Source organism: Erythrobacter sp. JB1-15, assembly GCF_057365035.1.
In genome coordinates, this window is record NZ_CP200295.1 from 253,297 (window position 1) to 276,631 (window position 23,335).

The following is a 23,335-nucleotide window of genomic DNA, read 5'->3' on the forward strand; positions in this document are numbered from 1 at the left end:
GGCTCTCATTTTTTTGCCAGTTCGGGCACGGGGCCGGGGGTCCATTGCTCCCCCGCAAAACGGATCGGCGGGGCGATGTGATGCGCGCCGTCTGCGCTTTTCGCGATCAGGCCGCGCTCTTTGATATGCGGCTCGTCCAAAGCTTCACGAAAATTGAGAACGGGCGCGAAAGCCACGTCCTTGTCGGTGAACCATTTCACCCATTCATCGCGGGTGCGAGCGGCAAAAGTTTCAGCGAGAAACGCGATAAGCTCGCTTTGCTCGCCCGCTTCGCGCTGCGCATGAGGGATCAAATCCTCGCGCCCCAATGCGGTGAGCAGATTGCGCGCAAATTTAATCTCACGCCCGCCCAAAGAGACATGCTTGCCATCGGATGTGGTGTAGACCTGATAGAAACCAGCCCCGCCCAGCGATCTTTGTCGCGCTGATACGGGGCTGGGTCCTCCTGCAATTGCACTGCCTGCGGTGTGCGCGCACCAGGGGAGCAGGCTGTCAAACATGGCGGTGTCGATATAGGCGCCCTCGCCTGTCCGGTCCCTCCCGATCAAAGCCATGAGCGTGGCTGACAATGCGGTAAGCCCGGCGGCAAGATCAGCGCTGGGCGCGCCGGGCACAACGGGCGTGCCATCAGAGCCATCATTGACGCTGAGAAACCCGGCGAGCGCCTGCACTGCCATATCATGCGCGGGATGATGAGCGAGCGCGCCGTCCTGACCGAAAGCTGAGATCGAGCAATAGACGATGTCCGGCTTGATCGCTTTAACCGCGTCATAATCAAACCCCAGCCGCTTCATCACGCCGGGACGAAACCCTTCGACAAACACATCGGCAATGGCGCATAACTCCATCAGCGCGGCTTTGCCTTCGTCCGATTTGAGATCGAGCGTGACTGATTGCTTGCCGCGATTGAGATTGGCGAACCAGACCGAATGGCCCGCCTCAAACGGCGCTTGTTCGCGCGCTGGATCGCCCGCTTTGGGTTCAACCTTGATCACCCGTGCGCCCTGATCGGCCATCATGACGGTCATCATGGGACCGGGCAGAAACTGCGTCAGATCGACAACGGTGATGCCTGAAAGCTTGCCCATGATCGGTTAGATAATCCCGCCAGCGCGCAATTGCGCAATATCATCAGCGTTGTAACCCAGCTCTTCCAAAAGCGCATCGCTGTCCGCGCCCAATTCCGGGGCAAGCCGATTGGGCACACGCTGCCCGTCCAGCTTGATCGGGCTGGCGAGGATTTCAATCGGGCCTTTCGTAGGATGCTCCACAGTATCGCGCATGCCAGTGGTGCGCAGCCACGGATTGTCGAGCGCCGCGCCAAGTTCATAGACAGGCGCAACAGGCACAAATCCTGCCAAGAGATCCTGCCAATGCGCCATCGGTTTCTGCGAAAACTCTGCATCAAGCAGCCGCGTCAATTCATCGCGGTTCGCCAGCCTGTCGGCATTGGTGGCAAAGCGCGCATCATCGCGCAGATCATCGCGGCCCATCCGATCAACCAGAATATCCCAAAACTTGGGCAATTGGCACATCACGAACATCCAGCCATCGGCGGCTTTGAACATCTGGCTGGGCGTGGCGGATGGGTGAGCAGAGCGCGGCGTGCGGCCCGTCTCATCACCTTCATTCATATACCACAGCGCGGGATAGCTGGTCTGATGGACGGCTGCTGACAGCAAATCGGTGTCCACATCGCGGCCTTTGCCTGTGCGCTGCGCATCAACCAGCGCCGCGAGCAAGCCAATGGCGAAAATGGTGCCGGTCATAAAGTCGACCATGGACAGCCCCATGCGCTGGGGTTCGCCGCCCGGTTCGCCTGTGACACTGCAATACCCCGCCTCTGCCTGCATCAGATAATCATATCCCGGCCATTTCGCGCGGTCATTGTCGCGGCCATAAGCGGACAGATGCGCGCACACGAGCGCGGGGTTGAGGTCTTTCAGCGCCGCATAATCCAGCCCCAACTTCGCCGGCAGATCGCCGCGCATATTGTTCGCCACCACGTGAGCCGTCGCGGCCAATTCGCGGAAAATGCGCTGACCATCATCGCTGCGCAGATCCAGCGCTATGGATTTCTTGTTGAGATTAAACGATTGGAAGTAAAGGCTTTCCTGATCGGACAGGAAATGCGGACCCACCATACGCGCGGTGTCGCCGCCGCCTTTTCCACCTTTTCGCGGAGGCTCGATCTTGATGACCTCTGCGCCCAATTGCGCCAGATGCATGGTGCCGTAAGGACCAGCGCCGTATTGTTCGGCGCTGATCACTCGAAAACCCTTCAGGGGAAGATGCATGACGATACCAGTTCTGGGCCAGACCGATTAGATCTGGTTTTCTTTCAGGTGCTGTTTGGCGATAATCATCCGCTGCATTTCATTTGTTCCTTCCCCGATGCACATCAGCATGCTGTCGCGGTAATAGCGTTCGATGTCGTATTCCTTGGAATAGGAATAGCCGCCATAAATCCGCATCGCTTCCTGGCTGTTTTCCACTGCGGCTTCGGATGCGTAATATTTCGCAATACCCGCTTCCTTGTCGCAGCGTTCGCCTTTGTCATAGGCGATAGAGGCATCAAGCGTTAAAAGCCTGGCTGCCCGCGCCTTGGTTACCATTTCACCGAGTTTCAGCTGGATTGCCTGATGCTGCGCGATAGGTTTGCCCATGGTTTCGCGCTGCTGGGCGTATTCGGTGGCAAGCCGCAAAGCCCCTTCGGCCAGACCAACCCCGCGCGCGGCCACATTGATCCGGCCAAGTTCCAGCCCGCCAGTTGCCTGGAAAAACCCTTGTCCTTCTACGCCGCCGATCAGCTGATCTGCAGGCACGACATAGTCTTCCATGATGAGTTCGGCTGAATCGATCGCCTTGTAACCCAGCTTGTCAAATTTCTTGCCCGTCGTCAGACCCTCTCGCTTGTCAGCGATAAACAGGCTCATGCCTTTATAACGCGGGTCCGCATCGGGATCGGTCTTTACCAGCATGGCAAAGCAATCGCCATTAAGCGCGTTGGAAATCCACGTCTTGGTGCCGTTCAGCACATAGTCGCCATCGGCATTCTTGGTTGCAACCGTGCGGATCGCTTGCAGATCGGTGCCGGCATTCGGCTCTGTCAAAGCAAGCCCGCCGCGCAGTTCGCCGCTCGCCATTTTGGGCAGCCATTTCATCTTCTGCTCAATCGTGCCGAACCGTTCAACTGCCGCCGCCATGATCAGGTGCGAATTGAATATCCCCGTGATCGCCATCCAATAAGACGAAATGCGCATCACGATTTTGGCATAAGTGGTCGCAGGCAGGCCAAGACCGCCATATTCCTGACCGATGGTGGCACCAAACAGGCCCATCTCAGCCATTTGATGCACCAGTTTTTCGGGCCAGATATCGCCGTGATCGTGGTGCTGAACAACAGGGATAACCTCGCGTTCCAGCCACCTGTCAATCGCATCCATAAAGGCGCGTTCTTCATCCGGATCGATAGTGCGGATTTGATCGTCGAGTACTGCGGCGGTTGCCATGATGATTGTCCCTTTGTCTAAAGTATCGGTGCTGGATGCAGCGCTTAATCGTCGAGGCCGCCAAAACCCCGGCGCCACACCAGAACGGTGCGTTTGTAATGGCTGACCATTTCGCCGTGCTGATTTTTGGCAATGGTCTTGAATGTCACAATGCCCTGTTCGGGGCGGCTTTTGCTTTCGCGTGTTTCAAGCACTTCGCTTTCGCAATACAGCGTGTCGCCCACAAACAGCGGCTTGGTCATGCGCACTTCATCCCAGCCCAGATTGGCAATGGCTTTGCCGCTGGTGTCAGAAACGCTCATCCCGGTCATCAGCGCGATAGTGAACGGGCTGACCACAAGCGGCTTGCCAAATTCGGTGTCTTTCGAAAGCTCGTAATCAAAATGCGCGGGATGCGTGTTCATGGTGAGCAGCGTGAACCACACATTGTCCGCATCCGTGATCGTGCGTCCGGGCCGGTGCTCATAAATATGGCCAACCACAAAATCCTCAAAATACCGGCCCTGCACTTCGCGAAAACGCCCGGGGGCAACTTCGATGACACCATCACGCATGTTGTGTTCCTTCTGCCCGCGCGATGACCGCGCGATATTTCTTGATGAATGGCGCTTCTAACATGCGCCCGTTAAACCGAATGGCCCGGCCCCCTCCCGCTTCATACGCAGCAAGCGCTTCGCGGGCTTCGGCAATTTCAGCCTCGCTTGGGGCGAAAGCGGTGTTGATTGCAGGCAATTGCCGGGGATGGATCGCTGCTTTGGCGGTAAAGCCAGCGGCCTTGGCAGCCGCGCATTCAGCCTCAAGGCCCGCTTCATCGTCAAGCGCGATAAAGGGCACATCAATTGCGGGTTTACGCGCCTCTGCGCAGGCAAGGATAACGCTTTGCCGCGCCATCAGCAGCGGGTCCCAGGCGAGTTCGACGCCCAGTTCGCCAGAAAAATCGCCCCCGCCAAACATCACCGCCTGAACCTGTGCGTGCTGCGCGATTTCCAGCGCGTGGCGCAATCCTTTGGGTGTTTCAATCAGCGGGATGAGCGCAGGGCAATGCTCACCCAGCGCGCCAGCGACCACATCCAGTTCCGCAGCGGTTTCCACCATCGGCACCAATAGCGTTTCGGGCAGCGTTTTGGGCAAATCATCCAGCACACTGAGCGCAGCCAAATCTCGCACGCCGGCGGCGCTCGTCACTGCATTGATACGGATCGCCCAGCCATCAGGCGCAGCGGCCACTTCGCCAAGGGCAGCATCGCGTGCGCTCGTTTTGTCCTCGGCGGCAACGGCATCTTCCAAATCAATCACGGTCAGCTGCGCGCCTGCCGCTTTCGCCTTGGCGAAACGATCCGGCCGGGAACCGGGCACAAACAAAAGGCTGGCAGCTGAAAACACGGGCGTTGGGTTCGCTTTCAAAAATTTCGGACACAAGTGCCATTAATAAGGCTTCACAATTTGTCCGGACAAATATAAAGTCAAGCAAGAAATAGTAATTTGTCCGGACAAATTTTGTTCCCGTCCCGATTTGGAGAATTTTCATGGCCCTATTTGCGCCCAAGTTTACGTCATTTTTCGCAGCAGCAGGGATGGCCGCCAGCGCAATGACCCTTTCCAGCGGGGCAAGCGCGCAAATGCTGGACCCCAATGTCCCCGAAGAAGCGCTCGAAATTTCCAAGCGGCTGCAATGCGGCGTGTCAGCCGATGAGCCTGCGGTTTACCACTGGTCGGGCAATATTTATGGCCGCAGCCCCGGCGTGCGCGATAAATTGCTGTTTTGGGGCGAAGGGATGAACATCCGCCGCTGTGTCGAGGTGGAAGACCCGGTGCGCGGCAAAGGCTGGCGATTGATCAGCCGCGAGATCATGTTGATGCTTGACCCGAAAACCCGCGAAGTCGTCAACACATGGGAAAACCCTTACACAGGCGAGACGGTCGATGTGATGCAAATCCACAATGACCCGGTCAATGGCCGCCCCAATTTCCCCAAAAGCGCCGATGGCAAGCCGTTCACTTTGTCGACCATGAAGGAAGCGGGCGAGTTTGTCTTTATCCCGTTCGAAGTGCCTTTGTTTTACACCAATCCGCTGGCAGGCGGGTATCAGGATTATGTCGGCAACAAATATCACGCGATGGAAATCTTTGATTTTGCCGCTTTGAAAAGCGACTTGTTCGATGCCTCCAAACCCACTGCGTATCCGATGATAAGCTGGGTGCGCATTTCGCCTTGGGCGCCGTGGATGGAAATGGGCGGACGGCCGGGCCAGATGGTGTTCAACGCCATGGGCCGCAAATTGCCGGGCGGTTTTGAGGAGCTGCCCGATGTCCTGAAAACCGAAATTCGCGCCAATTATCCGATCTATGAACAGGCCCCGCCCAAGGATGACACGCGCCGCAATGAAACCACCTGGACGAAATTCAAATTGCTCAAAGACCAAGCGGCTGAAGCGGCCGGCAATAACGCAGCCGCGCCTTCTGGTGAGGAGTAAGGCTTGAGCTAGGCTTGGGCTGGCGAGCGGCTTTGATGACGACGCGGCGCGCATTTCTGGCGGGCAGCTCTGCGGCGATTATCGCGGGTGCTGCTCCGCGCACCGCTTGGGGCCGGACCGAAGCTGATGTCCTTATCATCGGCGCGGGATTGGCGGGCCTGAATGCCGCGCGGCTGTGCGAGGATGCAGGGCTTTCGGTCGTGGTCCTCGAAGGAGAGAGCCGCATTGGCGGGCGGCTCCACACGCTCGATAATCTGCCGGGCGCGCCCGATGCAGGCGGAATACAGGTCGGCGCGGGATACGCCCGGCTGCACCGGATTGCGGGCGATCTTGGCGTGGGCTTGTCTAGCGATGCGGGCGCTGGCGCTGGCCGGGTGCAAGCACCGGGCAATCTGTATTGGGTGAACGGCCAGCGCTACACCGCTGATGAATGGACCGCGCAGGGGTCAGGCCCGCTGGCAGACCCACTGGCGGACCCGCCCGCCGACCCGGCCTTCACCGCCGAACCAGCGCGGCTATTGCTCAAATTCGCGGGCGGTCTGCCGCGATTTGGCGCGCCATCCGATTGGCTCAGCGCTGAGCCTGCGTCTGATGTCTCGGTGAAGATGGCGCTTGCGAAAGCCGGAGCCAGCCCAGAGGCACTCCGCCTGATCGAAGCCAATTTCAACGGCAATTCGCTGGCCAGCATGTCGCAGCTTCATCTGGCGCGCAGCTTTGCGATTTTTCGCGCGGGCGCTGGCCCTGTGTCCACCATTACAGGCGGCGCGCAGCGATTGCCCGAAGCGATGGCGGAAGCGCTCAAAAACGGCGTGCGGCTCACCAGCCGGGTCAAACGGATCGTGCAGGAACCCGGCGCGGTTACCGTGACACTGGCGGATGATGAGAGCCCGGGCGCGAAAACCCGCACCATCACCGCGCGCCATGTGATCTGCACCATACCCTTTGCCGCGCTCAGCCCCGAAATGATCGCTGCCCCGCTCAGCGCCTCGCTCGCTTTCAGCATGGCGCATCTGCCCTATACCCGCGCCAGTTTCGCATATCTTTCCGCATCAGAGCCGTTCTGGCGCGATGATCCTTATCCGGACACTTTGTGGAGCGATGATCCGCTGATTGGCCGGGTGTTTATCCTGTCGGATGGGGCTGGCGGCGGCACTGGCGGCGGTGCTAGCTCAAGCGCTGGAAACGCGCCGCCCATGGTCAAATTGTGGACGACCGGCGCAGGCGCAGACATGCTTGACCGAATGCCGCGCGATCTGGCCGAGGCTGAAATTACCAAGCGGATTGCAAAAATGCGCCCGTCATCGGCGGGCAAGCTTAAGCTGGAGCGATTGTTCAGCTGGCAGCGCGAGAGGGGTGCGCGCGGCATCTATCACCATCTCGGCACCGGCATGGCGGCACATCACGCGCGCGCATGCCAGACCCTTGGCACCAATCTGCATTTTGCCGGCGAACATCTGGCGATCCAAAGCAGCGGCATGGAAGGCGCACTGGAAAGCGGCGAACGCGCGGCCAAACGGGTTTTGGCTTTGCAGGCGTAAAAGGGCGGGCCAAAAAGAAGGGGCCCAAAAAAGAGCGGGGAAGCCTAAGCCGCCCCGCCCTTTTTGCCGGTCATACCTGCGTGATTAGAACTGCAAGCGCAGAACCGCACCAAACCTGCGGCCCAAACGGTTGTTGAACTGGAAACCGCGCGATTGTCCCGCCGAACTCAGCGTAAAGCCGTTTTCGATGTTCACCCCATTCACCACCAGACTGCCATTGCCGCCGGTGGGATCAATAAAGCGCAGCACGCCCAGCGGTGCATCTTCATTGGTGAGATTGCGCGCATAAAGCGCAAGGCTGACATTATCGCCATATTTCAGTGTGATGCGTGCATCCAGCTCAAAAGCTTCCCCGGTTTCTGCCAGGTTTTGCACCTGCGCAAATCGGCTGGAAAGGTAATTGCCGTTTACCGAAAACACGGTCGATATGGTGTCGGTAAAGAACGCTTCGTAATCGCCATAGAACGACACCTGATGGCGCGCCTGACGCGGCAGGCTTTGCCCGGTCAGATCAGGATCGCCAAACACCGCGCCCTGCGTCGCTTCGGAACCGGAGGTGAAATTGGTATCCGTCCACGCATAGCTGCCGCCCAGTGTCACGCCGGGCAAAGCTGACGGGGTCCAGATCGTGTCGATCTCCACTCCGAAAATATCAACATCACCAAGGTTCGCAGTGACCGATCCCGTCGGACTGGCCGCGCCAAGTGCGGCGAGGTTTTCGGTCAGCTGGTAATCCTGCAAAGCGGAATAATAGGCCGCAATGTTGAAAATGAGATTTCCGCCTGCAAAAGCGTTTTTCGAACCCAGCTCATATTGCCACACCGATTCTTCATCGAATGTGCCAAAGCCAAACTGGAACCCTTGCGCGCCGTTAAAGCCGCCCGGCTTTGTCCCGCGCGCAGCGCTGGCATAAAGCAGGTTGTCGGGGGTCGCCTCAAAATCGAGGATGAAACGCGGCGTGATGGCATCAAAGGTGCCTTCGACATCAAACGGTGATCCATCATTCAGCGTCGATAATGCGCCTGTCGCAAAATCAAACACACGCAGGCGCTGGGTTTCCTCAGCCCAGCGCAATTCTGCTGTCGCTGTGAGGCGGTCAGTCAGATCGTAAGCGACCGAGCCGAACACCGAAAAGTTTTCGATCTGAAGCTCTTCGGGGTCTTCCGGGCCAATGTCGAAACCGCCGCCCAGATTGATAATCGTAAAGGCCGGCACACCCAAAGCGGCTGCGATCTGAGCGATTGTCGCCTGGCCCGATGCTTCCACCCCGGCCTGGCGTTCTGGCGTGAATGCGCCAAGCAGGCTTTCGTCGCGTTCTTCATTGCGGAAATAATACCCGCCTACGCGCCAGCGAAATGGCTTGTCCTGCGGGGAATCCAGCCGAACCTCAGCGACATATGTTCTTTGCAGATCATCATCGGTGGTGGTGAAATCAAACGGCAGCAATACGACGCCGGTTGCACCTGGAAAGATAAACGGTGCAGGAAATGGCCCTGCGACAATCGCGGTGCCGAATGATCCGGGCTGGCCATCGCTGTCGAGTTCATCGCGAAATTCCTCGCGCGTGTAACCCACAGTTGAAAACAGCGTGTAATCGCCCAGCTCAAATTCATTGTTGAGCGAGACGAAAAACTCCTCGCGTTCAATCCCGCCGCCTTCGCCAAGAGTGTTGGTGATCTGCGGAAAACCGCTGGGATTGGGCGCGGAAACGGGCACGACGCCTTGGAAAAACGGCTGCACGCCGCCCAGATCCGTGCCGCCGGGCACATTCACATTCAGCCCGCCAAATCCGAACAGGCCAATGGGGAAATGGCCATCGTCATCTTCGTTATAGGCAACGCGCAATTTGCTGGTCCAGCCCGGTGTGGGGCGAAATTCAAGCGTGCCGCCGATGCTGAAAGAGCTTTCATTGCCCAATGACGGGTTGATGTTTTCAGGGCGGTCAAACTCGCTTTCGAAATCGTAATAGCGCGCTGACACTGAGAAAAAGAGCTTGTCATCAATGATCGGGCCGCGAACATTGCCGAGCACTTCGTACAGACTATCCTCGCCAATCTCGACGCTTAACTGACCGCCAAAATCATTGGTCGGCTGGCGCGTGGTGATGTTGATCGCGCCCGAATAGGTGTTGCGTCCAAACAGCGCCGATTGCGGGCCTTTGATAATCTCGATCGTGTCGATATCGCCAAAGTTGAGACTGCGAATGGACTGGGTGACGTTCACATTATCGATAAAGACCGAAACGCCGGAATCGCCCAGAATGTTTGCCTGTCCGCGAATGATCGGCCGGTCAAACTGGCGGCCAAACGGCGTATCGAACACAAAGCCGGGCGTGCGCCGCGACAGATCTTCAATATCGCGGATACCCTGTTCGAACAGATCTTCTGACGTGAAAGCGGAGACCGCAACCGGCACATCCTGAATGCTCTCTTCGGTTTTGCGCGCGGTGACGATAATGACATTGTCATTGGTGGTTTGCGCGCCGTCATCATCCGGCGCGGCATCGCTGGTTTGAGCGAGCAACGCGCCCGGTGTCATCACAGTAGCGGCAAGCAATGCACCGCGAAGCAGTCTTTTCATGATTTCCCTCCTTCATGTGCGCTGCAATCCTATTGTCAGCGCATGTCCGTCCTTGGTGCTAATCCTGCACCAGTCGAAAAATTTGTCCAGACAAATTTCTGAACAAGTTTTGATTGCGACGAAAAGTGCGCTCTCAAAGCAACGGTTTCACATTGCCCAAAAAGGCCGTGATCAGCAGCAGCACGTAAACCGCCCACACCCAGATGCGCGTGCGGTCCATGGTTCGGCGCAGGGGTATTTCGGTTTCGTCGCTCGATCCCTCTTCAAGCACCGCCATCAGCTGCGCGCCGACAGGTTTGAACGTCACATCAATCATGATCGCCGCCACAAAGATAAAGCCGAACATCAGTGCTTTCCAAGCCAGCCATTCCGGCGCTAGCGGCTCGCCCACAATTAAGCTTTGCCCGCCCAACCAGAGGTAAAAACCGCCAATGAGCCAGCGCAGCCAGCCTTCGACTTTGCGATTGCGCGCGGCGCGCGGGGTTTGATCGTGAAAATGCAGAATCCCAGACAAGCGCCAGCCAAAACAGACCCACAAGCCATGCCCCGATTAGCAAAGCGGTAGGCACATCCCACCAATTGCCAAGATCCACCACACTCAGCGACAAAGGCACCATCAGCGCCCAAGCGCTGCGCGGGACCATATCCACCTCCACCAGCAATTTGAGCAGGGCAATGCGCTGGTCGAGCGTATACACCGTGCGGCGGCGGAAATGCTGACCCAGCACAAACACACCCACATCCGCGCCCAGCCAAAGCACGAACAACAGCAAATGCGCGTAAACAAGGGTCGGATAAGCGAGATCAGGTAACGACACGGGGCTCTCCTTAGGAAAGATCGAAAGCAAAACTGTTGCAAGAAAAACGCATTTGGCGGCAGATTCGTTCAATTTGTCCGGACAAATTGCACTTCCCGGCTTGACAGGCAAGTATTTGTCCGGACAAATCCCGTTACCAACGCACGGGATCGCTTGGCAAGTCTGCCCAGTTCATTTCCTAAAAGGATATCCAGCAATGCATCTCTCTCGTTTCAAGGCTCTCGCGCTGTCTACAGGCGTATCGCTTGGCGCGCTCATAGCATTCCCTTCATCCGCGATCGCACAGGACACCTCTGGCGCGCAGGAAGAGGATGACAATGTAATCGTTGTCACCGCGCAGCGCCGCGCTGAAAACCTTCAGGATGTGCCTGCATCGGTTTCGGCGCTGAACGCGGCGCAGCTGGAAAGCCGCCAGATCAATGATGCGAACGATCTGACATCGCAGATCCCCGGCGTGGTGATTACCACCGGCACCGGCACGTCTTCATCCGCGCGGATCTTTTTCCGCGGCGTTGGCGAAGACGAATCGCGCGGCGCGGTTGATCCTGCGGTGGGCATCTACATCGACAATGTCTATCTTGGCCGCACGGTTGGCTCGCTTGTCGATCTGCTTGATGTTGAACAGGTCGAAGTCCTTCGCGGGCCGCAAGGCACTTTGTATGGCCGCAACACCAATGGCGGCGCGATCAAGTTTACCTCGGTTCGCCCGCAATTGGGGGAGACCACTTTCTCCGCTGATTTTGGCTACGGCAATTTTGACCGGATCATGGCGCGCGGCACTGTCAATGTCGGCTCGGATGATATCGCAGGCCGGGTGACGGGCCTGTATAAGCGGCGCGACGGGTTCCACACATTGAACCCCAACGGCGATTTCGCTGGCGAGGCGGGCACCGAAGTGGGCGAAGAGGAAGTGATCGCGTTTCGCGGCAGCCTGTTCGGCCAGCTTGATGACAATTGGACTGCGCTGGCGATCTTTGATTACACCGCAGACAACAGCGACCCGGTGCCAAGCTCGCTTGCCGCCAGCAGCACCAATCCGGCGATCACAACCGACGTCGATCAGGATATTTTCACAGTCGAACCGGCAGCGGGCGTGACCTGTTCGGGCTTCACCCCCGTCAATTTCCAGCCCATCGGCTGTGTGACCAATTTCGACAGCTCGGTTGAAGCCTATGGCGCATCGATCCAGCTGACGGGTGAATATGACAATTTCTCGGTAACCTCGATCACCGCATTGCGCGCGCTGAGCGATGATCTGTCGAGCTTTATCAGTTTCCCGTTCTTCCAGCAGACCGAGCAGGACCAGTTCAGCCAGGAAGTGCTGGTGAACACCGATTTTGCAGGGCCTTTCAACCTTACGACGGGCGCATTCTATTATCAGGAAAGCGTCAATCTGAATTACACTTTCGTGTTCCCTTTCCAGAACGAGGTCGAGACCGAAAGCTTCTCGCTGTTCGGCCAAGCAACCTTTGATGTGACCGATGCCTTGACGCTGACCGGCGGGCTTCGCTGGACCACCGAAGATCGCGAATTTGAAGGCAATGCAGGCGGGCCGCTCGCAGGATTTGGCAGCGGGATCACAGGCGAAACCAGCACTGACAACATCACCTGGACAGGCAAAGTCGATTATGAGCTGACCGATAATATCCTGCTTTATGCGTCCTATTCGACAGGCTTCAAATCACCCGGCTTCTCGCCCGATTGCTTTAGCCCGGTCGCGTGTTTCCGCGGTGTGAATGAAGAACAGCTCGACAGCATCGAAGTTGGCTATCGCACACAGTTCTGGGATGATCGCGGCACATTCAACGCGACCTATTTCTACAACGATTATCAAGACCTGCAGATCAGCGGAACACTGCCCACAGGCGGCTTTACCCGGATCAATGCCGGCGAAGCGCGCATTCAGGGCATTGAGATCGAAGGGCGGCTTGAGCCTGTTGATGGCTTGCAAATCTACGGCAATGCCAGCTTCCTTGATGCAGAATATCAATCGCTCAATTTCGATCAGGCTGGCCTGCTTTCGGGCAGCACCACCACAGTGCCCGGCCTTGCCTGCGGCGCGGTTGGCGCAGCTCCCGGAACGGCGGCCTACGAACAGGCGATCATCGATTGTGCCTTGGGCCTTGATCTGAAAAACGCACCAGACTTCAAAGCATTGCTGGGGTTTGTTTACGAAATTCCTGTGGGCAATGGCGAAGTGTTCTTTGGCGGTGATGGATCATGGGAAGATGATACGTTCGGCCTGGTCGCCAATGTTCCCGGCACTGAGCAGGAACCCGGCTTTCGCCTTGATGCACGGATCGGATACCGCGCGGATAACTGGCGCGTCACCATCTGGGGCAAGAACCTGACCGACCGCGAATATTTCCGCGCCAACACCTTTGCTGGCGGTTCGCAAAATCAGGTGTTTGCCGCGCCGCCGCTGACATTTGGAATTGATGTAGGCGTCTCATTTGAGTGATCGCCTGACCCTTGGCTCTCTCCTGCGCCGGCCCAAAGTGGCCGGCGCATTTTTGCTTGGCTTGGCGCTGTTGGGCGCGGGCCTCGTCAGTGCCGCTTTGCCCGCCCCGGCTGCGGCGCAAGATGCTGCCCGGCCCGAACCCCAAGCGGCGCAGTACGGGGTTAAGCCATGGAGCGAGACCGTTATCAGCGTTGCCGAATTTGATCCGGTGACACGGCTGTTCCGCGTGGCCGGCGGATGGCATCTGCGCGCAAGCGGCGAGGTTTCTCGCACTGAGCTTGATTACTGGGCCTTACCGCCAGCGGCGACTGCGCGGTTCGAACGCTGGTGCGCACCGCAAGCGCAAACAGGCTGCATCCGCTTTGTCCGGTTCCAAGGCACCGCGCAAAAACCCATCCGCATCGCAGCGCGCGCGTGGGATACTGGCGGCATCTATTCGCTGATGGTCCGCTCTGACGATATTCCCAAGCTGTTCGACACGGCAATTGCGCTGGGCTGGTGGGCGGAAAGCCAGCCGATCCGTTTCCAGTTTGGCACATCGGACCTGCGCAATGTGGTGCTGCAAGGCCCGCATGGCATCAATATTGCCGTCTATGAACGCATCACGCCCGATTTCACCGCTTTTCCCATTGGAGCGATCAGTCAGGGGTTCAATTCCATGCGCATGGTCCGCGACAAAGCGGCCGCGCGCAGCTTTTACGAAGATACGCTTGCGTTTGGCGTGCTCTTCGATGTGGATAGCGAACCCGCTACGCCTGCCCGATCCAATTTTGGTATTCCGCTTAACCTCACCCCGGACACCCCCGCAGCGCTGCGGCGTTGCAGCCCGTGCCCGGCGACGAGACGGGCCGGGTCGAAGTGATGCAGATCGCAGGCTTTACCGGCGAGGATTTGTCCAGCCGCGCCTCTCCGCCCAATCTGGGCATTCTGTCGGTGCGCTATCCCGTGGCGGATTTTGCTGCCTACCGCGCAATGCTTTCCGCCAAAGGCATTGCATTTGCCTACGAAGCGGCGGATGTTGTGATCGAAGGGATCGGCACGGTGGATATGTTTGCCGTGCGCGATCCCGATGGCAATTTGACGGAGTTCTACAGCGCCAATGACTGACGAAACTTCGCCTCCCGCCCAACCGGAAAGGGGCGAATTTTCGCTCGGCTGGAAAGTTCTGCTTGCGTCCACCCTGGGCGTGATGTGCGGCGCATCGCCGATCCCTTATGCAATCATTGGTTTTACCATAAAACCGCTGCGCGATGAGTTTGGCTGGACGCAGACAGAAGCAGTGCTGCCAATCACAATATTTGGAGTAATCGCTAGTTTTCTAGCGCCGTTTTTTGGCTGGATGGCAGATCGTCTCGGAGTGCGGCCGGTTGCCTTGTGGTCGTTATTTGCTTTCGCTGCCGCCTTTGCTGCAATTTCTCTGACACCAAAAGGGGACGGTGCTGCAGCACTGCCAATTTACTACGCATTCTGGGTCTTGGTCGGGCTTGTTGGCATAGGCTCCACCCCGGTCACTTGGAGCCGAGCTATAAATTTGTGGTTCTACAAGAATCGCGGCTTGGCGCTTGGCATTCTGCTTACAGGCACGAGCTTTACTGCAATGATAGTTCCTCAAATTGCCGTTCGCATAATCGAGGGGCTTGGATGGCGGTCGATGTTCGCGGCCTTGGGACTATTTCCAATTGCCGCTCTAATCCTTGCTTATTTCTTGTTCCGCGAGCCCACTAAAGAAGAGCGTCCCAAAGCCATCGAAGGTGAAGGTGGGAACCTAACTGGCGTGACACTCGGAGCTGCACTTCGAAACTATCGCTTCTATTTGATATGGATCTCAATCGCTTTGATCGCGCTCAGCTTTGGCGGGGCGTATATCAATATGGCGACCATTGTTGAGCAGCGCGGAATAGATGCTCGTAACGCTGCGACAGTAATCACGGTGCTTGCGGTAGGTATCTTTTCGGGCCGGATTATAACTGGCGCACTGCTCGACAGATTCTGGCAAGGGTTTGTGGCATTCCCACTTTTGTGCCTCCCCGCCCTGTCCGCCATGCTTCTTCTTGATCCGGGGCTCACATTAGTGACAGCAGCACTTGCAGGTTTTTTCTTGGCTTTGCCGCAGGCGCTGAAAGCGATCTAATTGCCTACCTGACTGGCAGATACTTCGGCATGGCCCACTACGGCAAAATCTATGGGATGCTTTACATGCCCTTCGGTCTCTTCTCCGCCGCTTCACCGGTAGTCTACGCGAGAACCTTCGACACGACAGGCAGCTTTGATTCAGTACTTCAATTGGCGATCCCAGCGTTCGTAGTTGGCGGCGCGCTATTGCTGCTTCTGGGCCGCTATCCCGATGATTTTCCCGAAGCGGAAACACCTTCTGACCCCCAAATGGAGCCTGCCTGATGGCCACTCTTGCCGCCACCCCCACCGATCTTGCTGATAGCCTTCGCGCGAGCGGCGCTGATGTGCTCACCGACGGCGCGAGCCTCGAATTTTACGCGCACGATATCTACGATCGCGGTGCGGACCTCGCCGCTGTGGTGCGCCCCCGTGACAAACACCAATTGGCCGCAGCGGTTAAAGCTGCAACAGATGCCGGGCATCCGGTCGCCCCGCGCGGCGGGGGGATGAGCTATACGGGCGGATACACCCAAACGCGCGCGGGCGCGGTGTTGTTTGACCTTGGGCACATGAACCGTGTCATCGAAGTGGATGATGTTTCCATGACGGTCACGGTGGAGGCGGGCTGCACCTGGGCAGCGCTTAAAGAGCGGCTGTCACATCACCATTTGCGCACGCCCATGTGGGGCACATTGTCAGGCCTCAAGGCCAGCATTGGCGGCGGGATGAGCCAGAACGGCATTTTCTGGGGCACAGGCCGCTATGGCTCTGCTGTGCAAAGCTGCACTGCGCTCGAAGTGGTGCTGGCCGATGGCACTTTGATGAATACGGGCAAGAAACACACGCGCCCTTACGGCCCCGATCTCACCGGCATGTTTCTGGGCGATACAGGCGCATTGGGGATCAAGGCGACCGTGACGCTCAAACTGATCCCGGAAGCTGATTGCCACGCTTACGCGAGCTTTGCATTCGATGATGCGCAAAGCTGGTTCGCAGCCTCCAGCGCGATTGAGCGGCAGGGGATCGCGACCGAGTGCTTTGGTTTTGACCCCTACTTGAACGCCATTCGGATGAAGCGCGACAGCCTGACGAGCGATGCCAAGCAATTGGTCGGCATGATGAAAAAGCAGGCCGGCAGCGGAGGCGGCGTTCTGAAAGCGCTGAAGGAAGGCGCAAAGGTTGTCGCGGCGGGCCGCGATTTCCTTAAAGACGCCAATTTCTCGATGCATGTCCTTGCCGAAGGACGCATTCAAGCGGCTGCTGATGCCGATATCGAAATTGCGCGCGGCATCGTAAAACGGTGCGGCGGGCGCGAGGTGGAAAACACCATTCCCAAGATCATCCGCGCCAATCCGTTTGGGCCTTTGAATTCAATCCTTGGCCCCGATGGAGAACGCTGGGCGCCCATTCACGGGCTGGTTTCGCATGGTCAATCGCCCGCCTGCTTTGCCGCGTTTGAAAAACTGTTTGCCGATCACGCTGTCGAAATGGAGGCGCTGGGCGTGCATTATGGAACTCTGATCGCGGCGGTTGGCGGTGCGGGCATGGTGATTGAACCGTGCCTGTATTGGCCCGATGCACGCAATCCTTTGATCGAGGACACGATTGAGGCGGCGCATCTTAAGAAACTGCCCAAAGGCGCGGCCAATGCCGATGCATGGGCGCTGACGCAAAAGCTGAAGCAAGCCATTGTCGATATCTTTTACGATCACGACGCGGCGCATTTCCAGATCGGGCGGACTTATCGTTATCGCGGCAGCCTGCATCCGCGCGCCGATGCTCTGCTGAAAGCGGCGAAAGCTGAACTGGACCCCAAAAACATGATGAACCCCGGCTCGCTCGGACTGTAGTGAGGGATTGAAGGGGCCGCCATGACCACACCGCAACCTTACGCCGCTGTCGCCATGCAATTGACCGCGCGCGCGGTCGAGCCGCTGGATAATGATGCCGCGCGCCGCGCTATGCTTGATCATATTGCCGCGATCGAAGGGCAGATCCGCGCCTCGTCGATATTCATCGCGCAATATGCGGGCGCACCTGTCAAACTGGCAGTGCTGCCCGAATATCTGTTCACGTCCTATCCGGGGCGCATATCGATTGGGGATTTCGCCGCCAAGGCCGCGTGGGATGTGGACGGGCCGGAATACACAGCCCTTGGCGCAGTCGCTCAGCGGCTGGGACTGTTCATCGCGGGCAATGCCTATGAACGCGATGGCGCTTTTCCCGATTTCTATTTTCAGACCAGCTTCGTCGTCGCGCCAAGCGGCGATACGGTTTTGCGCTATCGCCGCTTGCTGTCGATGTTTGCCCCTTCCCCGCATGATGTATGGGAGGATTATCTGGACCGTTACGGGATCGAAGGGGTCTTTCCCGTCGCCAGCACCGATATTGGCCGGATTGCTGCGGTGGCGAGTGAGGAAATTCTCTATCCTGAAATTGCGCGCGTTCTGGCAATGCGCGGGGCCGAAGTGTTCGCCCATTCCTCCAGCGAAATCGGATCGCCGCTCGCCACGCCAAAAGATATCGCCAAACAGTCGCGCGCGTTTGAGAATATGGCCTATGTCGTATCCGCGAACACCGCCGGGATTGCAGGCACGGGCCTGCCGCTGGCCAGTGCGGATGGGAACAGCCGGATGGTCGATTATCGCGGCAAGCTGATGTCGCAGGCAGGCGACGGGGAAACCTTTACCGCGTTTGGCACGGTTGATCTGGCCGCTTTGCGTGCAGCGCGGCGCGCGCCTGCTATGATCAATTCCCTCGCCCGTCAGCGCCCCGGCCTCTTCGCCGATGCCTATGCCGCGAGCGCTGAGGCGTTTCACCGCGCCAATGGCATGATGCAAGACGGCGCGCCTGTGATCCCCCGCGCGATTACTTCAAGCGCGCGCAGGAAGAAGTGATTGCCCGGCTGGATAGCGCCGGGTTGATCTGATGAAACACCGTAATGTGCGCGGGAAAATCCGCTATTCCTCAATGAAGCCGGGCATGGAGGGACAGGAAAGGGGGCGCGAATGGTTCAATTTCTCGCACCATGCAGATGGCTCTGTCATCATGAGCGCGCAGTGCGAAATTGAAGAACCCGACCCCGCTGTCCTTCGCAATATCACGTGCCATATCGGCCCGGATCGAAAGCCGCAAAATCTGCTGGTGCATCTGACTTTGGGTGATGAATTTCTGGGCTCGGGCTGGATGCGTTATGATGCAGGCGCAGATCAGATCACTTGCGAAAGTTTTGGCCCCGGCATTGGCCGCAATTCAGAAAGCCGCGCGGCGGGCGATTTTGACGCCTTTGGCACGCATCCGATTGCGGGCGATGGCTTTACCACCCGGCTGATGGATCTGGCGCGCGGGCCCCATAAGCGGCGGCTGAAATTCTATCTCCCCTCGCCCGATCATCGCGGAGCAACCGCGCCGCAGATCGCTTATCTTGAAATGACGATGGAATATGTCGGCGAAGAACAGCGCACCGTCGAAGCGGGCACTTTTGCCTGCCGCCATTACCGCTATGTCGATGAAAGCGATGAAGGCATGGGCGGCACGCGCCATCCTGATTTTGATATGTGGGTGACCGCCGATGATGACCATGTGCTCGTCTATGGTTCAATCGATGGGTATATGATGAACCGGTACGAATTGGTCGAACTGGAGCGTTAGCGCTCAACCTGCTCAATCGCGTCAGCGGGGAAATCGGACATGTAGGTCGCATCGCCCACTTTGCCGATCATGTCTTCGCGCAAAGGTGCCTCAGGGTAGACACGCACGCTGTAATCGCCCGCGCTGGGATTTTGGCGCAGCGGCAGGATCGTTTCCTGATAGGTCTTGGAATACCAGAACGCGCGCGCATTCTCGATACAGGGAAAGCGCACTGTGATCGTGGTCGCGCGCGGGTCTTGGGTGCCCTCAAAGGTTTCAAGCGAGCGCGGAATGTTGAGGTAATAGCCGCCCAGTTCCTCATAGATTTTGCTGTCGGCGATGGCTTTGCCATATGCGGCCATGCGGGCCCGGTCGAGCGTCAGCCCGGTAACGACCATCACCACGGGCTGATCGCAAGTGGTCTGCGGCGGCGGTGGTGCTTCGCCCGCTGCTACGCCTTGCAAGGCCAATGCTAAACTCAGTGCGATCATGGTCCCTCAATCCTTTTCTCATCGCACAAGGTGCGCATCCATGGCTCGTCGTCTTTGAACCATTGCCACGTGCGCGCGCGGTTTTGTGCGCCGGGGAACAGCCCGATCATCTCGACATAGCAAGCGCCCGGCACATCCAACCGGTTGAGCCGCAGCATGATCGTGTGTTCGTGGGTTTGCCAGCCATATCCAGAGAAGCGATCCGTGTTCCAGATCAGTCTGTCTCCTTCCAGCCTGCCGCCAAATTCATACACCGCCTCGCGCCCATCGGCCCAGCTCAACCAATTGTGCTGGATATAATGCCAATCGCCGGCATCAGGAAATTCGCAGTGGGTTTTGACCCGGCGTTCATCGGTGAGCGTGCCATTAAGATCAAAATCGCGGTACATCCCGTCCCACCAGCCTTCATGGAGCAGCATAGCGGGCATTATCGCTTCCAAAGCGGCGCGGTTGCTCATGCGGATTGCCCTTCGCGGTAGGCATCAATGGGCAGCGCCTGGCCCGTTTGCGCGATCATCGCGCGGCGGCGCAGGAAACGCAGCATGCCTTCATCGCCCATCCGGCTTGGCCCTAATCCTGATGCTTTGCGTGAATGGTTGGTGGCATCGGAAACCATGCTGGTGAGCGCCCCGTCCTGAAGGCTGATCGCGCCCGCTTCCAGCCCCGCGCCAACCTGCGCAGCTTCATCCAATGATCCGGCCAGCACGGCGGCAGCCAGACCGTAAGCGGTGTCATTCGCCTGCGCGGTGGCATCGTCTACATCGTCAAAGACAGTGACAGGCAGAACCGGGCCAAAGGTTTCCTCAACGATGACGGCCATGTCTGGCGTGACATCGGTGAGGACCGTGGGGCGCAAATACTGCCCGCCATCCAAAGTCTCCACTTTGCCGCCTGCCAGAACGCGCGCGCCTTTGGCGACAGCGTCATCAATTTGGGCCTGCACTTTGCCCGCCTGATCGGGGAAAATGAACGGGCCGATATGGCCTGACTTTGGGTCGGGATAGGTGATTTCGACCCGCTTTGCCGCATCCGCCAAAAAGCCAAGGAAAGGTTCGGCAATATCACGCGCCACGTAAATCCGCTCAATCGATTGGCACGCCTGCCCGGTCGCCACAATCGAACTGCGCAAAGCGATATTGGCTGCCCATTCAGGATCAGCGCTGGCGGTGATGATCATCGGATCTTTCCCGCCCAATTCCAGATTGGCCGGAATAAGCTGACGCGCGGCGGCTTCGGCAACTTTTTGCCCCGTCGTGGTGGAACCGGTGAAGCAAATATAATCCACTTCCTCGATCAAGGCCTGCCCGACATCCGCCCCGCCCATGACATAGGCAAGCGGCAATTCAGGCACCTTGGCCAGGACGGCCCGCATCGGCTCTACAAATCGCGGGGTAACTTCGGACGGTTTCACCAAGGCTGCACAGCCCGCCATCAAAGCCGGCACGGCATCAATATGGCTGAGGATGACCGGGAAATTCCACGGGGCAATCGCGCCGAACAATGGATATGCGGAATAATCGGGCGTAATTTCAAAACCGGGCGTGGCAGAGGGGGTCGCCGCCCGGTCCAGCCCCGCGATCAATTCAGGCCCGCGCGCAGCCCAGCGGCGGATGCTGCGCGACAATCCCTCAACCTCAATCCACGCGACCGCGTGACGGCCTGTATCAATCGCAAGCGCTTCGGCAATCTGCGGCGCGGCGGCCTCTACCGCATCGGCAAAGCGAAGCATAATAGCAGCGCGGCCCTCAGCTCCCATGGCTTCCCATGCAGGTTGCATTTTGCCGAGGCGCACGGCCTGCGCATTGACGTCTTGGCGCGTGCTGGTGGCGAATTCATAATCCGCCTCGCCAGTGCGGGGGTTGCGGGCATGCATTGTTGTCATTGCTGGCTTTCCCATTCGGCCACAATTTCACCGCCGCTTGCGATCCATGCTGCACCGCGCGCGGTGAAATCGGCCAGCAATTTCTCAAGCGCGCCAATGCGATAAGGCAGACCCATGATATAGGGCGTTAAGTGGATGGGCAGCATCCGCCCGCCGCCTTTTGTGTAATCCCGTCCACCTTCTGAGCCTCGGGCCTCAGCGGCCAGCCAATCGAAACTGTCGCGCATCATCTTCGCCCAGCCTTCTGCTGAATGCTGCTGCGTGGCGACAATCATGCGGTCGGATAATTCGGTGTTCAGCGGCATGTTCACCAGCCCGTTTTTGAACCGGTACGGCAATTCATCATTCACCCAGTCGCAGGTGTATTGGACGCCGTGCTCTGCCAAAATATCGGCGGTGTGCCAGCTTTGCGAACGGGCGATGGAGAGCCAGCCTTTGGGTCGCGCCCCGCTTGCCTCCTCCAGCCGCGACAGGCTGTCTGCGATGAGAGTGCGCTCTTCGGCTTCTGGCAGATCGGATGTGATTGTTCCGTTCATATCAGCGGAATGCGCGATGATTTCATGACCGTCTTGAAGCACAGCTTCGATCAATTCCGGATAGCGCTCAGCCACCGCCGCATTAACAGCGAAACTTGCACGAACACCCGCCGCTTTGAACGCATCGAGCATGCGGAACACGCCCACCCGGTTGCCGTAATCGCGCACCGTGTAATGGCGGTAATCGGGGTAAGGCGTGACCATATGGCCCGGCGCGCGAAAGGGTTTATCCTCGGGCGTTATAGGGAACCATTCAAGGCTGACGCACAGCCACACCGCAACCGATTTGCCATCGGGCCACTGGATGGCTGGGCGATTGTGCATGTTCGACCATTCGTAGAACTGATGGTCATACCCTTCGCGGCGATGGGGATAGATGGTGTAGTTTTCGGGAAGGCTCATTGCCCGGCCCTCCCCTGCTGAAGCCGCCACGCATCGACAATTTCGCCCGCGCGCGCTTTCCAGCAGCGCGGGTCTGCCGCGATATGCGCCAGCGCTTCTTCAAACGGGCCAATGCGGTGGGGTTGTCCGATCAGATATGCATGCAGCGGCACACACATGACAGTGCCCGAACCGGTAGCCTCGCCCTCGTCTGCCAATCGGTCAAATTGCTGGATCAGACAATCGGCATACTCGCGGCCCGACATCCCGTAGACGTTGAAACCGTAATGGTCGTTCACTTCAAGGCTGTAGGGGATCGAGGCGAGATTGCCTTTTGCCACTTTCACCGCCTGCACCTGATCATCGTGATACAGATCGCAGGTGTAGTGAAAATCATATTCCGCCAGCAGGTCCAGCGTGCGCGGCGTGTGCGTTAAAGCAGGCGCGAGCCAGCCGCGAATGCGCTGCCCGGTTGCGCGGTCAACCGTTTCGATGGAATCCTCAATGATCGCGCGCTCCTGCGCTTCGGTCATGCCATAGGAATAGCGCGTGTTGTAAATGCCGTGGCTGAAAAACTCCCACCCGCGCGCTGCGCCGTCCGCGATGACTTCGGGGTGATGATCGCACAGAGCCACCGACAGGCTGACGCTGCCGGGAAAGCCGTGCCGGCTCATCACATCGGCCATGCGCCAATGGCTGACGCGGTTGGAATGATCGCGGTAGGAATAGCCGGCGACATCGGGATGCGCTTTGGCCCAGGGTTTACGGTGCGGGCCAATGGGCGGGTCGATCTCGTAATATTCGAGGTTTGGCGCCACCCAGACGGCGCAGGTTTTGCCGCTGGGCCATTCAAGTTTTGGCCGCCCGCGATAGGGCGCGTAATCGTAAAGATCGGGATCGGGCGCGCCTTCCTTCAT

Annotated in this window: 23 protein-coding genes; 10 read left to right on the forward strand and 13 right to left on the reverse strand. The window is 58.3% G+C overall.

The window, feature by feature from the left end; translation table 11 throughout:
* Window positions 1–5: 5 nt before the first annotated feature.
* The 5 genes from AC0V6L_RS01335 to AC0V6L_RS01355 are packed head-to-tail and all read right to left on the reverse strand — an operon-like array spanning window position 6 to window position 4,895.
* Window positions 6–1,088, reverse strand: a complete 1,083-nt coding sequence (locus tag AC0V6L_RS01335; RefSeq protein WP_486152421.1) for a CaiB/BaiF CoA transferase family protein — start codon at window positions 1,086–1,088, stop codon at window positions 6–8.
* A gap of 6 nt (window positions 1,089–1,094) precedes the next feature.
* Window positions 1,095–2,297 (reverse strand): CaiB/BaiF CoA transferase family protein, encoded by a 1,203-nt coding sequence (locus AC0V6L_RS01340; RefSeq protein WP_486152423.1) that lies wholly within the window; start codon window positions 2,295–2,297, stop codon window positions 1,095–1,097.
* A gap of 27 nt (window positions 2,298–2,324) precedes the next feature.
* Window positions 2,325–3,512, reverse strand: coding sequence for an acyl-CoA dehydrogenase family protein (locus AC0V6L_RS01345; RefSeq protein WP_486152425.1), 1,188 nt, complete (start codon window positions 3,510–3,512; stop codon window positions 2,325–2,327).
* Window positions 3,513–3,556: 44 nt separating this feature from the next.
* Window positions 3,557–4,066: a MaoC family dehydratase gene (locus tag AC0V6L_RS01350; RefSeq protein WP_486152427.1), complete on the reverse strand. Its 510-nt coding sequence runs from the start codon at window positions 4,064–4,066 to the stop codon at window positions 3,557–3,559.
* Window positions 4,059–4,895 carry an HpcH/HpaI aldolase/citrate lyase family protein gene (locus AC0V6L_RS01355; RefSeq protein ID WP_486152429.1) on the reverse strand — a complete coding sequence of 279 codons (837 nt, stop codon included), beginning with the start codon at window positions 4,893–4,895 and terminating at the stop codon, window positions 4,059–4,061. The genes AC0V6L_RS01350 and AC0V6L_RS01355 overlap by 8 nt, the downstream gene beginning before the upstream one ends.
* 143 nt (window positions 4,896–5,038) lie before the next feature.
* On the opposite strand from AC0V6L_RS01355, the gene AC0V6L_RS01360 reads away from it, so the two are divergent.
* Together AC0V6L_RS01360 and AC0V6L_RS01365 are read left to right on the forward strand one after the other, a co-directional pair.
* Window positions 5,039–5,986, forward strand: coding sequence for a DUF1838 family protein (locus AC0V6L_RS01360; protein WP_486152431.1), 948 nt, complete (start codon window positions 5,039–5,041; stop codon window positions 5,984–5,986).
* Between the two features lie 35 nt (window positions 5,987–6,021).
* Window positions 6,022–7,524, forward strand: a complete 1,503-nt coding sequence (locus tag AC0V6L_RS01365; protein ID WP_486152433.1) for a flavin monoamine oxidase family protein — start codon at window positions 6,022–6,024, stop codon at window positions 7,522–7,524.
* Window positions 7,525–7,608: 84 nt separating this feature from the next.
* On the opposite strand, the gene AC0V6L_RS01370 is transcribed toward AC0V6L_RS01365, so the two are convergent.
* The 3 genes from AC0V6L_RS01370 to AC0V6L_RS01380 form a co-directional block, all read right to left on the reverse strand.
* Window positions 7,609–10,104, reverse strand: a complete 2,496-nt coding sequence (locus tag AC0V6L_RS01370) for a TonB-dependent receptor (RefSeq protein WP_486152435.1) — start codon at window positions 10,102–10,104, stop codon at window positions 7,609–7,611.
* 133 nt (window positions 10,105–10,237) lie between these two features.
* Window positions 10,238–10,450, reverse strand: coding sequence for a hypothetical protein (locus AC0V6L_RS01375; RefSeq protein ID WP_486152437.1), 213 nt, complete (start codon window positions 10,448–10,450; stop codon window positions 10,238–10,240).
* Complete coding sequence (locus AC0V6L_RS01380; protein WP_486152439.1) at window positions 10,413–10,922, reverse strand: hypothetical protein; 510 nt, start codon at window positions 10,920–10,922, stop codon at window positions 10,413–10,415. Before AC0V6L_RS01380 ends, AC0V6L_RS01375 begins: the two co-directional genes overlap by 38 nt.
* Before the next feature lie 196 nt (window positions 10,923–11,118).
* Here AC0V6L_RS01380 and AC0V6L_RS01385 point away from each other — a divergent pair, with 196 nt between their 5' ends.
* The 8 genes from AC0V6L_RS01385 (at window position 11,119) to AC0V6L_RS01420 (ending at window position 19,149) form a co-directional block, all read left to right on the forward strand.
* Entirely contained in the window at window positions 11,119–13,383 is a 2,265-nt protein-coding gene (locus tag AC0V6L_RS01385) for a TonB-dependent receptor (protein ID WP_486152441.1), read from the forward strand.
* Window positions 13,376–14,245, forward strand: coding sequence for a hypothetical protein (locus tag AC0V6L_RS01390; protein ID WP_486152443.1), 870 nt, complete (start codon window positions 13,376–13,378; stop codon window positions 14,243–14,245). Before AC0V6L_RS01385 ends, AC0V6L_RS01390 begins: the two co-directional genes overlap by 8 nt.
* Complete coding sequence (locus AC0V6L_RS01395) at window positions 14,212–14,490, forward strand: VOC family protein (RefSeq protein WP_486152445.1); 279 nt, start codon at window positions 14,212–14,214, stop codon at window positions 14,488–14,490. Before AC0V6L_RS01390 ends, AC0V6L_RS01395 begins: the two co-directional genes overlap by 34 nt.
* Window positions 14,483–15,514 carry an MFS transporter gene (locus AC0V6L_RS01400; protein WP_486152447.1) on the forward strand — a complete coding sequence of 344 codons (1,032 nt, stop codon included), beginning with the start codon at window positions 14,483–14,485 and terminating at the stop codon, window positions 15,512–15,514. Before AC0V6L_RS01395 ends, AC0V6L_RS01400 begins: the two co-directional genes overlap by 8 nt.
* 65 nt (window positions 15,515–15,579) lie before the next feature.
* Window positions 15,580–15,780, forward strand: coding sequence for a hypothetical protein (locus AC0V6L_RS01405; protein WP_486152449.1), 201 nt, complete (start codon window positions 15,580–15,582; stop codon window positions 15,778–15,780).
* The gene (locus tag AC0V6L_RS01410) at window positions 15,780–17,348 is read left to right on the forward strand and encodes an FAD-binding oxidoreductase (protein ID WP_486152451.1); all 1,569 of its coding nucleotides are present in this window, start codon (window positions 15,780–15,782) and stop codon (window positions 17,346–17,348) included. Before AC0V6L_RS01405 ends, AC0V6L_RS01410 begins: the two co-directional genes overlap by 1 nt.
* Window positions 17,349–17,369: 21 nt before the next feature.
* The gene (locus tag AC0V6L_RS01415; RefSeq protein ID WP_486152453.1) at window positions 17,370–18,395 is read left to right on the forward strand and encodes a nitrilase-related carbon-nitrogen hydrolase; all 1,026 of its coding nucleotides are present in this window, start codon (window positions 17,370–17,372) and stop codon (window positions 18,393–18,395) included.
* Window positions 18,396–18,426: 31 nt separating this feature from the next.
* Window positions 18,427–19,149: a hypothetical protein gene (locus AC0V6L_RS01420; protein WP_486152455.1), complete on the forward strand. Its 723-nt coding sequence runs from the start codon at window positions 18,427–18,429 to the stop codon at window positions 19,147–19,149.
* On the opposite strand, the gene AC0V6L_RS01425 is transcribed toward AC0V6L_RS01420, so the two are convergent.
* The 5 genes from AC0V6L_RS01425 to AC0V6L_RS01445 are packed head-to-tail and all read right to left on the reverse strand — an operon-like array spanning window position 19,146 to window position 23,335.
* The gene (locus tag AC0V6L_RS01425) at window positions 19,146–19,619 is read right to left on the reverse strand and encodes a DUF1330 domain-containing protein (protein ID WP_486152457.1); all 474 of its coding nucleotides are present in this window, start codon (window positions 19,617–19,619) and stop codon (window positions 19,146–19,148) included. The two genes, AC0V6L_RS01420 and AC0V6L_RS01425, sit on opposite strands and share 4 nt — an antisense overlap.
* Window positions 19,616–20,077: a hypothetical protein gene (locus AC0V6L_RS01430; RefSeq protein WP_486152459.1), complete on the reverse strand. Its 462-nt coding sequence runs from the start codon at window positions 20,075–20,077 to the stop codon at window positions 19,616–19,618. Before AC0V6L_RS01430 ends, AC0V6L_RS01425 begins: the two co-directional genes overlap by 4 nt.
* A complete protein-coding gene (locus tag AC0V6L_RS01435; RefSeq protein WP_486152461.1) occupies window positions 20,074–21,501 on the reverse strand; it encodes an aldehyde dehydrogenase family protein in 1,428 nt (475 codons plus the stop codon). The genes AC0V6L_RS01430 and AC0V6L_RS01435 overlap by 4 nt, the downstream gene beginning before the upstream one ends.
* A complete protein-coding gene (locus tag AC0V6L_RS01440; RefSeq protein ID WP_486152463.1) occupies window positions 21,498–22,439 on the reverse strand; it encodes a polysaccharide deacetylase family protein in 942 nt (313 codons plus the stop codon). Before AC0V6L_RS01440 ends, AC0V6L_RS01435 begins: the two co-directional genes overlap by 4 nt.
* Window positions 22,436–23,335 carry a polysaccharide deacetylase family protein gene (locus AC0V6L_RS01445; protein WP_486152464.1) on the reverse strand — a complete coding sequence of 300 codons (900 nt, stop codon included), beginning with the start codon at window positions 23,333–23,335 and terminating at the stop codon, window positions 22,436–22,438. The genes AC0V6L_RS01440 and AC0V6L_RS01445 overlap by 4 nt, the downstream gene beginning before the upstream one ends.